Here is a 12,245-nt window from a genome sequence, read left to right as displayed (position 1 = left end):
AGATCAGCCTCCCATCCGGAAGGATGCCGCCACCAGCAGAATGAGGATCTCGCCGGTCTGCTCGAATGCGCCGAGGATGTCGCCGGTCTGCCCGCCGATCTGGCGGATGGCAAGCCGCGCCAGCATCAAGCCGGCGAGCGACAGCAGGATCAGGCTGACCAGCGCCTTGCCAGGCCCGAGCGCGAGGGCGAGGGCGAGCGTTCCAGCAGCGAAAGCGATGGCGACGCTGCGGCCCGGCGGCGATCCCGCGCTTGCCGACAGTCCATCAGATCGTGCCGGCGGGACCAGCGACATGAAAGCCGGCACGCCCGCGCGGGCGGCAGTGTGCGCGGCGCACAGCGCGAGCGCGACGGCCCAGGGATTGGCGATCGCCGCGAGCGCGCTCCAGCGCAGACCGAACGACAGGATCAGCGCGCAGACGCCATAGGTGCCGATCCGGCTGTCGCGCATGATCTCGAGCTTGCGCTCGCGCGTCCGGCCGCCGCCGAGCCCGTCGGCGGTATCGGCAAGGCCGTCCTCATGCAGCGCGCCGGTGATGAGCGCGGTCGCGGCCAGCGTGAGCAGGGCGGCGAGGTTCGGTGTCAGTCCGAACCGGCTGGAGACCTTGTAGACCAAGGCGCCCGCGAGGCCGACCAGCAGCCCCGCGACGGGGAGTGCCCAGGTTGCGCGCGCGACGGCGCCGTCAGCCGCGGACTTCGACGATGCGACGGGGAGGATCGTCACGAACGATGCCGCCATCCTGAGATCGGCGATAATCTCTTTGAAAAGCTCGGCGCGCGGCATCATTTCAGTTTCATCGGCAGGCCGGCCACGACGAACTCGACTTCGTCGGAAACCGCCGCGATGACCTGGTTCATGATTCCGGCGGCGTCGCGATAGCTGCGCGCCAGCGCGTTGTCGGGGACGATACCGAGGCCGACCTCGTTGGTGACGAAAATGACGGGGCTCTTCTGGCCGCCCATGAAAGCGGCGAGCTTCATGAGTTCGTGTTCCCAGTCACGCCCCGCATGCATGATGTTGGAGAGCCACAAGGTCAGGCAATCCACCAGCCTTGGGCCGGCGCCATCGGTCTCGATCAGAGCTTGCAGGAGATCGAGTGGTACCTCTCGCTCGATCCAGTCGACGGCCGCGCGCTTGGCTCGATGCTTGGCGATGCGCACCTCCATTTCGGCATCGAGCGCCTCGGCCGTCGCGATGTAGATGGGCTGGCCCGGAAAGCTGCGCGCGCGCTTTTCCGCGTGGGCGCTCTTGCCCGATCGTGCTCCGCCGGTGATCAAGATGACGGCCATAAAGGTCTCCTGTGGGCCTGACTAATCACCAATCGCGGCCAAAGACAAAGCCGAAATCAGGCGGCCGGGGGCTTGCGCTCCGCCTTCGCTTTGCGCAACAGGGGCGGGACAGGAGGTGGGCGTGGGTTTTGCAGGGGCGATGGCGGTGGCGATGGCGGTGGATGCCCTGCTGGGCTGGCCGTCGTGGCTGTTCGCGCGGATCGGCCATCCCGTGACCTGGCTGGGCCGGCTGATCGGCGCCATCGACGCCGCCTGGAATCGCGATTCCGATCCGCCGGCATTTCGCCGTGCTGCGGGCGTGGCTGGAGCGCTTCTGGTGATTGCGATCTCGGTCGCAATCGGCTGGGTACTTCAGTCCTTGCTCCCCTGGGGATGGATGGAGATCATACTCGTGGGTGTGCTGGCCTGGCCGCTGGTCGCCTTGCGCTCGCTCCATGATCATGTCGCTGCCGTCGCGAAGCCGTTGCTGGCCGGCGACATCGCTGCTGCGCGCGATGCGGTTTCGCGCATCGTCGGACGCGATCCCGCAACGCTCGACGAAGCCGGCATCGCGCGCGCGGCTATCGAGAGCCTTGCGGAAAACGCCTCCGACGGCATCGTGGCGCCGGTGTTCTGGGGCGCGCTGTTCGGACTGCCCGGCATTTTGGGCTACAAGGCGATCAACACGCTGGACTCCATGATCGGCCATCGCAACGAGCGCCACGAAGCTTTTGGCTGGGCCGCGGCACGGATCGACGATGTCGCAAACTTCATTCCGGCGCGGCTGACCGGCTTTCTGTTCGTCCTGTTGGCGTCGCGGCGCTCGGAGGCGCTGTCGTGCATGACGCGCGATGCCCGCCGTCACCGCTCGCCCAATGCCGGCTGGCCGGAAGCGGCCATGGCCGGGGGGCTTGGCGTGCGGCTCAGCGGCCCCCGCATCTATCACGGCAGCATCACCAACGAACCCTGGCTCAACGATGGCGCGCGCGATCCGCTTGCCGCGGACATCAGCCGGGGGTTGACGATCTACCGCCGCGCCATGCTGCTGCTCGCCGGCATCCTTGCGATCCTGGCCTTCGCGTGAAAGAACGGGGCATGCGCGAGCACGGTGGAAATCTCGATCTGGCCCAGCAGCGATTTGGCGGGCGCGCGGAGGACTGGATCGATCTGTCGACCGGGATCAACCGCCTGCCTTATCCCGTGGGCGAGGTGAGCGCGCGCGCGTGGAACGCGCTGCCGTCGCGGGCCGAGATCGAGAGCCTGCATCAGGCCGCGCAGCACGCTTACGGCACAAGCGCGCCGCTCGTCGCGATGGGTGGTGCGCAGGCCGCCATTCAATTGCTGCCGCAACTGGCGCCAGCCGGCCGCGCGCGCATCCTTGCGCCGACCTACAATGAATATGCCGGGGTCTTGTCGATTGCGGGTTGGGATGTCCAGGAGGTCGGCGAGCTCGACGCGCTGGCGGGCGCGGATCTCGCCGTCGTCGTCAATCCCAACAATCCCGATGGCCGGCGTTTTGCGCCAAAGGATTTGCTGGCGCTGCTGCCGCGCGTCGGCCGTCTCGTCATCGACGAGAGTTTTGCCGATGCTGCCCCGCAGCTGTCGCTCGCATCCGAGGCGGATCGGCCTGGACTGCTGGTCCTGCGCTCCTTCGGCAAATTCTATGGTCTTGCCGGCCTGAGGCTTGGGTTTGCGCTCGGCAATGCGGCCGACATCGCCAAGCTCGCGGCGGCGTCAGGTCCGTGGCCGGTGTCGGGAGCGGCGATCGCGATCGGCTGCCGCGCCTTGCGTGACGACGCCTGGGCCGAGGCGACGTCAGCGCGGCTCGCACGCGACTGTGCCCGCCTCGACGACATCGTGCAGTCGCAAGGCTGGCGGCTCGTCGGTGGTGCGCCGCTGTTTCGTCTCTACGAGACGCCTGATGCGCTTGCTGCGCAGGAGAAACTGGCGCGTAGCCAAATCTGGTCGCGCGTATTCGCGAAAGAGCCGGCATGGCTGCGCCTCGGGCTTCCCGGCAGCGAAGCCGAATGGACGCGCCTTGCCGAGGCGCTAGCGCGCTAGCGCGAGCAGGCCGCCGACGTCGAGATGCTGTTCGATGTGATCGGCGAGGGCATCGAGCGCGCTCTCAACCCTGCTGTGATAAGGCTCGTCGCCTGCCGGAATGTCGAGCTTTGCGAGATACGCCTTGCGGAAATCGTCCGACGTGAACAGGCCGTGCAAATAGCTGCCCTGCACGCGGCCATCGCGCGAGATCGCGCCCTCCGGCTCCCCATTCAGTTTCGCAAACGGGCGCGCGCGATCCGGTCCGTCGGTGCGGCCGATGTGGATTTCGTAGGCGTCGATCGGCTGGTCCGTGGCGGCATGCACGGCCGCGACGCGCGTCAGCGTCTTCTGCGGGCTCATCATTGTGGCGACGTCCAGAAGTCCGAGACCCGGCGTATCGCCTGCGGGACCTTCGATGCCGTCAGGGTCGGCGACGCTGCGCCCGAGCATCTGATAGCCGCCGCAGAGGCCAAGCACATGGCCGCCGCGGCGATGATGCGCCAGGAGATCGATGTCCCAGCCCTGCGCGCGCAGGAAGGCGAGATCGCCGCGGGTGGATTTCGAGCCGGGGATGATGACGAGGCGGACGTCGCCGGGGATGGCTTCGCCCGGCCGCACCATCACGAGATCGACGCCAGGTTCGAGTTTCAGCGGATCAAGATCATCGAAATTGGCGATCCGCGACAGCGCGAGGCAGGCGATCTTGCACTGGCCTGGCTTGCGCGCGTCGCTCAGCCCCAGCGCATCCTCGGCCGGCAGCTCGCCGGCGCGCGCGAACCAGGGCAGTACGCCGAGGCCGCGCCACGCGGTCTTCTGCTCGATCAGCTTGTAGCCGTCGTCGAACAGCGAGGGGTCGCCGCGGAACTTGTTGATGACGAAACCCTCGATCATCGCGGCATCGTCGGGGTCGATCACCGTCTTGATGCCGACGAGCTGGGCGATGACGCCGCCGCGGTCGATGTCGCCGACCAGCACGACGGGCACGTCGGCCTTGCGCGCAAAGCCCATATTGGCGATGTCGGCCTTGCGCAGGTTGACCTCGGCCGGGCTGCCGGCGCCTTCGACCAGGACCAGATCGGCGCGCGCTTTCAGCCTCTCGAAACTTTCCAGCACCGCGCCCATCAGCGACGGTTTCATCGCCGCATATTCGCGCGCCCGCGCGGCCGCGATGCGCTTTCCCTGCACGATCACCTGCGCGCCGACGTCGGTCTCGGGCTTGAGCAGCACCGGATTCATGTCGGTGTGCGGCTCGACACCGGCGGCGAGCGCCTGCAGAGCCTGCGCGCGGCCGATCTCGCCGCCGTCGACGGTCACGGCCGCGTTGTTCGACATGTTCTGCGGCTTGAAGGGCAGCACGCGCAGGCCGCGCCGCGTGAAGGCGCGGGCGAGGCCGGCGACGATGAGCGACTTGCCCACGTCCGAGCCGGCCCCCTGGATCATCAATGCGCGCGCCATGGTGTTTTCAGAATCTGGCGTCGTCAGAACTCGACGCCGGCTTGCGCCTTGATGCCGGAGCGGAAGGGGTGCTTGACCAGCGTCATCTCGGTGACGAGATCGGCGATCTCGATCAGCTCGTCCTTGGCATTGCGCCCGGTGAGCACGACATGCGTCATCGGCGGCTTGTGCGTTTTCAGGAAGTCGACGACCTCGGCGATGTCGAGATAGTCGTAGCGCAGCGCGATGTTGATCTCGTCGAGCACGACCATGCGCAGATTGGAATCTGATATCAGCTCCTTGGCCTTCGCCCAGCCGGCCTGCGCCGCGGCGATGTCGCGGGCGCGGTCCTGCGTCTCCCAGGTGAAACCTTCGCCCATCGCATGGAACTGGCAGAGCTCGCCGAAATGGCCGGTGAGCAGGCGCCGCTCGCCGGTGTCCCAGGCGCCCTTGATGAACTGCACGACCGCGCAGGGGAAGCCATGGGCGACACAGCGGACGATCATGCCGAAAGCGGAGGAGGACTTGCCCTTGCCGGCGCCGGTGTGGACGATGATGAGGCCCTTCTCGCCGCTCTTGGTCGCCATGATCTTGTCGCGGGCGACCTTGATTTTCGCCATTTTCGCGGCGTGGCGGGCGTCGGTTTCCTCGGCCGTTTGGGTATCCGGTTCAGGCGTCATCTGACAGGGTCCTTCGGCTTGACAAGAGGCGGCCGGGGGCAAATGGTGGCCCGGCGTTGGTTCCTGTCCTATGACAGGCGAAGAGGGAATGCGATAGGGTCCGAATCGACAAGATTCGGCTCCAAACTGCAGCCGCCCCCGCGACCGTGACCGGAGAGATGCCCGAGGCCACTGATCCCCCGCAGGGGATCGGGAAGGCGGGGATCGAAGGGCCAAAAGCCCTGCTCCGCAAGCCGGGAGACCTGCCAGCGCGGACGAGTTTTGGACCGGCGGACGGGGTGTTCCGCGACGGGGAAACGGACCTTCGGGGGAATGGTCCGTGTGCCTCTTCGCCTCCCGCTGTTTATCCTGGAAGAGGCGATGACCGTCACACTTCACGTCTGTATTACCTGCCGTGCCGGCCAGACGCTCGACGAGGGTGAGACGACGCCCGGCAAGCGCCTGCATGGTGCGATCCTCGACGCCGGCGCGCCTGAGGGCGTCAATGTGGTTCCCGTTGAATGCCTGTCGGCATGCAGCCAGGGTTGCTCGGTTGCGCTCAGCGCGCCCGGCCGCTGGTCCTATGTCTATGGCCGTCTGTCAGAGGCCCATGCGAGCGACGTGGTCGCGGGTGCTGCGGCCTATGCCGCCGCGCCCGATGGCCTCGTGCCCTGGCGCAGCCGTCCCGAAATCTTCCGCAAGCAGTCGCTTGCCCGCATTCCCCCCATTGCCGTGTTGCCGGAGGCCGCCGAATGAACTCGCTCGCAAAAGTCCCTGTGACGGTGGTCACCGGTTTTCTCGGCTCAGGCAAGACGACGCTGATCCAGCATCTGCTCGCAAACCCTGACGGCAAGAAGCTCGCGGTGCTCGTCAACGAGTTCGGCAGCGAGGGCGTCGACGGCGAGATCCTGAAATCCTGCGCCGATGCCAACTGCCCGGAGGAGAACATCGTCGAGCTCGCCAATGGCTGCATCTGCTGCACCGTTGCGGACGATTTCATTCCGACCATGGAAAAGCTCTTGGCGCGGCCGGTGCGGCCCGATCACATCCTGATCGAGACCTCGGGCCTGGCGCTGCCGAAGCCGCTGTTGAAGGCGTTCGACTGGCCGGAGATCCGCTCGCGGATCACGGTCGACGGCGTGATTGCGCTCGCCGATGCCGAGGCTGTCGCCGCCGGCCGTTTTGCGCCGGACCCGGCTGCGGTGGAAGCGCAGCGCGCGGCGGATGGAAATCTCGATCACGAGACGCCGCTGTCGGAAGTGTTCGAGGACCAGATCGCCTGCGCCGACATCGTGCTGCTGACCAAGGCTGATCTTGCGGGGCCCGCAGGGATCGAAGCCGCCAAAGCCGCCATCACCGCGGAGATGCCGCGCCGCGTGCCGATGCTATCCGTCACCGATGGCGCGATCGATGCGCGTGTCATCCTTGGCCTCGGCGCTGCCGCAGAGAACGATCTCGCCGCGCGCCCCTCGCATCACGACGGCGAGGAGGATCACGAGCACGACGATTTCGCCTCCGTCGTGATCGATCTTCCGGAGGTTACCGACATCGAAGCATTGGTCGCATCGGTGCAGCGTCTTTCGCGCGAGCAGAACGTGCTGCGCGTCAAGGGCTATATCGCGGTCGCGGGCAAGCCGATGCGCCTGTTGCTGCAAGCGGTCGGCGAGCGCGTGCGCCACCAGTTCGACAAGCCCTGGGGCGCAGCTCTCAGGCAGTCGAAGCTCGTCGTGATCGGCGAGCACGGCGATATCGACGAGGCCGCGATCAAGGTCGGACTTGGGCTTTCAGGATCTGGTATCTGATGCACGTCGTCTTCCGCGAGAGCCGCGGTCTCGAGGAGACTGCGACGCCAAGGGACATCGGCCAGGACCCGGCCGATCTCGTGGTGCTCTCGTACTCGGATTCCGACCTTGCCGCGTTCGCGGCCGGCTGGCGGCGCGGCCGCAACAGCCTGCCGTCGCTGCGGCTCGCCAATCTCGCGGAGCTGCGTCATCCGTTGTCGGTCGACACCTATGTCGAGCGCACGCTGTCGCAGGCACGCGGCATCCTGGTGCGCCTGATCGGCGGTGAATCCTATTGGCCGTACGGGCTCGCGGCCCTGCAGCAGCTGGCGAAGGACCGCAATATCGTGCTGGCCGTGCTGCCGGCCGACGGCCGCGACGACACGCGGCTCGATGCCTACTCGACCCTGCCGGTTTCGACGCTGCGCCGGCTCAAGGTGCTCTGTGACACCGGCGGTCCTGTTGCAGCGCAGGCCGCGATCGCGCAGCTCGCGTTGGCCTCGGGCCTTTACGCAGGCCCGGTCGTCGGCGAGATGAACCTGCCTGAGATGGGCTTTTACGATCCCGCGCGTGGCGTCATTGCTGCGCCGATGGCAGGCGAGGGAAAGCCGCTCGCGTTCGTGACCTTCTATCGCTCCTATCTCACCGCCGCGGATACCGGGCCGGTCGACGCCCTGATCGCGGCGCTGCGCGAGCGCGGCTTTGACGCGTACGGCGCGTTCGTCACCTCGCTGAAGGCTCCGGGCGTTGCGGACTGGCTGCGGACCTATTTCGCGACGAATCCTCCGGCCGCGATCGTCAACGCGACGGCGTTCTCGGCGATGGGCGACGACGGCACGACACCGTTCGATGCTGCATCATGTCCCGTCTTCCAGGTCGCGCTCTCATCGGCACGGCGCGAAGACTGGGCGGAGTCGCTGCGCGGCCTGTCGCCCGGCGATCTCGCGATGCATGTGGTGCTGCCGGAGGTCGACGGCCGCCTGTTCGCGGGCGTGGTGAGTTTCAAATCGGCCGCGGAGCGTGATCCCGATCTGCAATTTTCGCATCTGGCGCACCGGCCCGACGAGGAGCGCGTCAAGGCCGTCGCCGCGCGCGTTGCGGCCTGGCGGCGCCTCGCGGCGACGCCAGCCGCCGAGAAGCGGGTGGCGCTCGTGCTCTCGAACTACCCGGGCCGTCCGCATCAGATCGCGCATGCCGTCGGGCTCGATGCGCTGGCGTCGGTGGAGGCATTGCTGTCTGACCTGACAGAGGCCGGCTTCGATGTTGTGCCGGTCTCCGCACTTGGCGAAACGTTGCTGAAGCAGCAACTGACCTGGAGCGTCGCCGACTACCGCGCGGCGCTCTCGCGCCTGCCGCAAGCCTTGCAGGATGATCTCGCGCAGGCCTGGGGCGCGCCGGAGGATGACCCGAGCTGTCGCGACGGTGCATTTCAATTCGCAGCCGTCGCAAGTGGCCGATCGATCATCGCGGTTCAGCCCGAGCGCGGCGATGCGACCACGCGCGATGCCGACTATCACGATCTTGCCCGCACACCGCGCCATGCCTATGTCGCGTTCTATCTCTGGTTCCGCGGGCAGGCCATCGATGCCGTTGTGCACATGGGCGCCCATGGCACGCTGGAATGGCTGCCCGGAAAATCCGTGGCGCTGTCCTCACATTGCTGGCCGGAAGCCCTGATCGGCGATCTGCCGGTCATCTATCCCTTCATCGTCAACGATCCCGGCGAGGCCGCGCAGGCCAAGCGGCGCTTGGGTGCCGTCACCATCGGCCATCTGCCGCCGCCGCTGGAACAATCCGCGGTGCCGGACGGCCTACGCCGGCTCGAACGTCTGCTGGACGAATATTCGACCGCCGATGGCCTCGACCCCGCCAGACGTCAGCGTCTGATCGCCGCGATTCGCGACGAAGCGCGTGCGGCGGGCCTCGAGGACGATCTCGGTCTCGATGCATCGGCTGCACCGGCGGAAGCGATCCCGCGGATCGATCGCTTCGTCTGCGATCTCAAGGAGAGCCAGTTCGGCGACGGGTTGCACGTGTTCGGCCGCGGCACTTGCGCCGACGCGGAGCGCGATGCGTTGCGTTCCGCCCTCGCGGGGCAGCGCGTTGCGCCGGGGCCGTCGGGCTCGCCGTATCGCGGACGCCAGGACGTTCTGCCCACGGGGCGCAATCTCTTTGCCGTCGATCCGCGAGCGGTGCCGACGCCGTCGGCGCATGCGCAAGGCATCAGGCTTGCGGAAGAGCTGCTGCGTCGCCATTTGCAGGATCACGGCGACTGGCCGAAAGGCCTCGTGGTCGATCTCTGGGGCTCGGCGACGATGCGGACCGCCGGCGAGGAGTTCGCCATGGCGCTGCATCTTGCCGGCCTTGCGCCGCACTGGGATCACGCCTCCGGCCGCGTCACCGGCTACGACATCATCGCGCCGGCCGAGCTCGGGCGCCCCCGTATCGACGTCACGCTCCGCGTGTCGGGCCTGTTCCGCGATGTCTTCTCCGGCCTTGCGCAATTGTTCGAGGCCGCCGCCGAGACGCTCGCAACGCGCGAGGATGAGGGCGACGAGAATCCCTATCGCCACCGCGCCTCGCGCGTGTTCGCGCCGCGTCCCGGACAATATGGCGTCGGCCTGTCCGCGATCCCCGATGCCTTCACGGCCGAGACGCGTGATGCCGCCGGCGAAGCCTGGCTTTCGGCATCGTCCTGGGCGTTCTCGGCGGACGGTGCGATGCAGCCGGATCGTGCCGGCATCGAGACGCGGCTCGCAGCCGCCGATGCTTTCGTGCACGTCCAGGACTTGCCGGAGACCGATCTTCTGCTCGCCGCGGATTACGCCGCGCATGAAGCAGGCATCGCGGCGGCCGCAGCGCATCTCGGTGCGGCAGGACCATCGCTCTATCACCTCGATACGACGCGGCCCGAGCAGCCGCACGCGCGGACGCTGACCGAGGAAATCTCCCGTGTCGTTCGCGCACGCGCGGCCAATCCGGCCTGGATCGCCGGCATGATGCGGCATGGTTTTCGCGGCGCCGCCGAGATTACCGCGACGCTGGAGCACATGGCCGCCTTCGCGCATCTGGCCGGCGCCGTACCGCCGCATCTGTTCGATCTCTACTACGATGCGACGCTCGGCGACGCCGATGTCCGCAGCTTCATGGCCCGCGAGAATCCGGCGGCGCTCGCCGCGATGGAGACCTGCTTCACACGCCTGCACGAAGCCTCGCTCTGGCGAACGCGCCGCAATTCGATCGCGGCTGCGCTGAAGGAGGCTTCATGAGTGCGGCCGCGATCAAGGGCTGGTGTCCCGGCGCGTTGCGCCCGATGCAATCGGGCGATGGGCTCGTGGTTCGCGTGCGCCCGTTCGGCGGAAGGCTTGAAGCCGCCCAAGTCGCCGGCCTTGCCGAGCTCGCCGAACGCTACGGCAATGGTCTCATCGATGTGACGAGCCGCGCCAACCTCCAGATCAGAGGCGTCAGCGAGCAGGGCCATCGCCGGCTGCTCGATGGACTCGCGTTGCTGCGGCTGCTCGACCCCGATTCCGACATCGAAGCCCGGCGCAACATTTTGGTGACGCCGTTCTGGAACAGCGGTGACGAGACACAGGCGCTCGCCGCGGAGCTTGAGGAAGCGCTCGCGGACAGCACGCTCGATCTTCCCACAAAGTTCGGCTTCGCCATCGACGATGGAAAGTCGCGCGTACTCGCCGGCGATTCCGCCGACGTGCGCATCGAACGCGATCGCGGCGGCCGGCTCGTGGTGCGGGCCGATGGCGCAAGGCTGGGCCGCTCCGTCGCGCGCGGTGAGGCCGTGAGTACGGCGCTCGCGCTCGCCAACTGGTTCATCACGTCCGGCGGCGCGAAGGGCGGGCGAGGGCGCATGGCAGCTCATGTCGCGGCCGGCGCGGAATTGCCGGAGTCGTTGAGCGGCGAAACCGAGCCTGCTCCGGTCATGGCGGCGTCACGACCCGGTCATTATCCGCATGGCGCCCTGGTCGGCGTCGCGTTCGGGCAGATGCTGCACACGACGCTCCATCAGTTTTCCGGGTGCGGACATGCGCTGCGCATGACGCCATGGCGGATGGTGTTGAGCGAGGGCAAGCGCGAGATGCCGAGTGGGGCAGGCCTCATCACCGAGCCGTATGATCCGGCGCTGCGCGTCATCGCTTGTAGCGGCGCTCCGCGCTGCCGCGAGGCGCATGCCGATACCCGCGCGCTCGCTTCCGCCCTTGCGCCGCGCATCGCCCTCGATACGCGGCTGCACGTCTCCGGCTGCGCCAAGGGCTGCGCGCGTTCCGGTGCGTCCGCGGTGACGCTGGTTGCGACCAGCGCCGGATTCGATCTCGTCCGCGACGGCTCGACTCGCGATGAGCCGGTTCTGCGCGGCCTCAATGGTGCCGACATCGTCAGCGATCCCTCCATCCTGGTCGGAGGCCACTGATGCCGCACACCTACGAGACCGACGGTGCGGCGATCTATCGGCAGTCTTTTGCTACCATCCGGGCTGAAGCGGACCTTGCGCGCTTTTCGCCGGACGAGGAGCAGGTCGTGGTGCGGATGATCCACGCCGCCGGCATGGTGGGCCTCGAGGCGCATATCCGCTTCACATCAGGCATGGTGACGGCCGCACGCGCGGCCTTGCAGAAGGGCGCGCCGATCCTGTGCGACGCGCGCATGGTCTCGGAAGGAATTACGCGCGCGAGATTGCCTGCGGCCAACGCCGTGATCTGCACGCTCGGCGACGAAGCCGTTCCCGCGCTCGCGCAGTCCATGCGCAACACGCGCTCGGCCGCGGCGCTGGAGTTGTGGCGACCGCATCTCGACGGCGCAATCGTTGCGATCGGTAACGCGCCGACCGCGCTGTTTCATCTCCTCAACATGCTCGAGGACCCGGGCTGCCCACGGCCTGCGGCGATCATCGGTTGTCCCGTCGGCTTCGTCGGCGCGGCCGAATCCAAGGCTGCGCTGATCGCCGATCCGCCGGTGCCGGCGCTGACAGTCGAGGGCCGCCTCGGGGGCTCCGCGATCGCGGTCGCCGCCGTGAATGCACTGGCGAGCCGGAGCGAATAGCC

General features: G+C 67.6%; 11 protein-coding genes and 1 riboswitch. Of the genes, 7 read left to right on the top strand and 4 right to left on the bottom strand.

The window, feature by feature from the left end:
* Positions 1-3: 3 nt before the first annotated feature.
* Together cobS and cobU are read right to left on the bottom strand one after the other, a co-directional pair.
* Complete coding sequence (gene cobS / locus ACVJ5M_RS33650) at positions 4-786, bottom strand: adenosylcobinamide-GDP ribazoletransferase (RefSeq protein WP_283018574.1); 783 nt, start codon at positions 784-786, stop codon at positions 4-6.
* Complete coding sequence (gene cobU / locus ACVJ5M_RS33645; protein WP_063984439.1) at positions 783-1,289, bottom strand: bifunctional adenosylcobinamide kinase/adenosylcobinamide-phosphate guanylyltransferase; 507 nt, start codon at positions 1,287-1,289, stop codon at positions 783-785. Before cobU ends, cobS begins: the two co-directional genes overlap by 4 nt.
* 121 nt (positions 1,290-1,410) lie before the next feature.
* Between cobU and cbiB the strand changes: the two genes are divergently transcribed.
* Both cbiB and cobD read left to right on the top strand, forming a co-directional pair.
* Positions 1,411-2,352 carry an adenosylcobinamide-phosphate synthase CbiB gene (gene cbiB / locus ACVJ5M_RS33640; protein WP_063986534.1) on the top strand — a complete coding sequence of 314 codons (942 nt, stop codon included), beginning with the start codon at positions 1,411-1,413 and terminating at the stop codon, positions 2,350-2,352.
* An 11-nt stretch (positions 2,353-2,363) separates the two neighbouring features.
* Positions 2,364-3,329: a threonine-phosphate decarboxylase CobD gene (cobD, locus tag ACVJ5M_RS33635; protein WP_063984438.1), complete on the top strand. Its 966-nt coding sequence runs from the start codon at positions 2,364-2,366 to the stop codon at positions 3,327-3,329.
* Here the strand turns inward: cobD and ACVJ5M_RS33630 are convergent.
* On the bottom strand, positions 3,318-4,766 hold the full coding sequence (locus ACVJ5M_RS33630; protein ID WP_063984437.1) for a cobyric acid synthase: 1,449 nt from the start codon (positions 4,764-4,766) through the stop codon (positions 3,318-3,320). The genes cobD and ACVJ5M_RS33630 overlap by 12 nt on opposite strands.
* Before the next feature lie 23 nt (positions 4,767-4,789).
* Entirely contained in the window at positions 4,790-5,425 is a 636-nt protein-coding gene (cobO, locus tag ACVJ5M_RS33625) for a cob(I)yrinic acid a,c-diamide adenosyltransferase (RefSeq protein ID WP_028148472.1), read from the bottom strand.
* A gap of 40 nt (positions 5,426-5,465) precedes the next feature.
* A riboswitch (cobalamin riboswitch) is annotated at positions 5,466-5,689 on the top strand.
* Between the two features lie 96 nt (positions 5,690-5,785).
* On the opposite strand from cobO, the gene ACVJ5M_RS33620 reads away from it, so the two are divergent.
* Genes ACVJ5M_RS33620 through ACVJ5M_RS33600 form a run of 5 tightly spaced genes read left to right on the top strand, consistent with a single transcriptional unit; the run spans position 5,786 to position 12,243 of the window.
* Positions 5,786-6,160 carry a DUF1636 domain-containing protein gene (locus ACVJ5M_RS33620; protein WP_354099333.1) on the top strand — a complete coding sequence of 125 codons (375 nt, stop codon included), beginning with the start codon at positions 5,786-5,788 and terminating at the stop codon, positions 6,158-6,160.
* The gene (cobW, locus tag ACVJ5M_RS33615; protein ID WP_063984436.1) at positions 6,157-7,206 is read left to right on the top strand and encodes a cobalamin biosynthesis protein CobW; all 1,050 of its coding nucleotides are present in this window, start codon (positions 6,157-6,159) and stop codon (positions 7,204-7,206) included. Before ACVJ5M_RS33620 ends, cobW begins: the two co-directional genes overlap by 4 nt.
* The gene (gene cobN, locus ACVJ5M_RS33610; RefSeq protein WP_063984435.1) at positions 7,206-10,454 is read left to right on the top strand and encodes a cobaltochelatase subunit CobN; all 3,249 of its coding nucleotides are present in this window, start codon (positions 7,206-7,208) and stop codon (positions 10,452-10,454) included. The genes cobW and cobN overlap by 1 nt, the downstream gene beginning before the upstream one ends.
* Positions 10,451-11,614, top strand: coding sequence for a precorrin-3B synthase (cobG, locus tag ACVJ5M_RS33605; RefSeq protein WP_063984434.1), 1,164 nt, complete (start codon positions 10,451-10,453; stop codon positions 11,612-11,614). The genes cobN and cobG overlap by 4 nt, the downstream gene beginning before the upstream one ends.
* The gene (locus tag ACVJ5M_RS33600) at positions 11,614-12,243 is read left to right on the top strand and encodes a precorrin-8X methylmutase (protein ID WP_063984433.1); all 630 of its coding nucleotides are present in this window, start codon (positions 11,614-11,616) and stop codon (positions 12,241-12,243) included. Before cobG ends, ACVJ5M_RS33600 begins: the two co-directional genes overlap by 1 nt.
* Positions 12,244-12,245: the final 2 nt, after the last annotated feature.

The sequence above is a fragment of the Bradyrhizobium sp. S3.7.6 genome (assembly GCF_054061875.1).
This window is presented reverse-complemented; position numbering and strand designations above follow the sequence as displayed.

Bases quoted from the DNA above. Each gene is read 5' to 3' on its own strand.
- cobS (WP_283018574.1), bottom strand. From the start codon at position 786: ATGATGCCGCGCGCCGAGCTTTTCAAAGAGATTATCGCCGATCTCAGG.
- cobU (WP_063984439.1), bottom strand. From the start codon at position 1,289: ATGGCCGTCATCTTGATCACCGGCGGAGCACGATCGGGCAAGAGCGCC.
- cobD (WP_063984438.1), top strand. From the start codon at position 2,364: ATGCGCGAGCACGGTGGAAATCTCGATCTGGCCCAGCAGCGATTTGGC.
- ACVJ5M_RS33630 (WP_063984437.1), bottom strand. From the start codon at position 4,766: ATGGCGCGCGCATTGATGATCCAGGGGGCCGGCTCGGACGTGGGCAAG.
- cobO (WP_028148472.1), bottom strand. From the start codon at position 5,425: ATGACGCCTGAACCGGATACCCAAACGGCCGAGGAAACCGACGCCCGC.
- ACVJ5M_RS33620 (WP_354099333.1), top strand. From the start codon at position 5,786: ATGACCGTCACACTTCACGTCTGTATTACCTGCCGTGCCGGCCAGACG.
- cobW (WP_063984436.1), top strand. From the start codon at position 6,157: ATGAACTCGCTCGCAAAAGTCCCTGTGACGGTGGTCACCGGTTTTCTC.
- cobN (WP_063984435.1), top strand. From the start codon at position 7,206: ATGCACGTCGTCTTCCGCGAGAGCCGCGGTCTCGAGGAGACTGCGACG.
- cobG (WP_063984434.1), top strand. From the start codon at position 10,451: ATGAGTGCGGCCGCGATCAAGGGCTGGTGTCCCGGCGCGTTGCGCCCG.
- ACVJ5M_RS33600 (WP_063984433.1), top strand. From the start codon at position 11,614: ATGCCGCACACCTACGAGACCGACGGTGCGGCGATCTATCGGCAGTCT.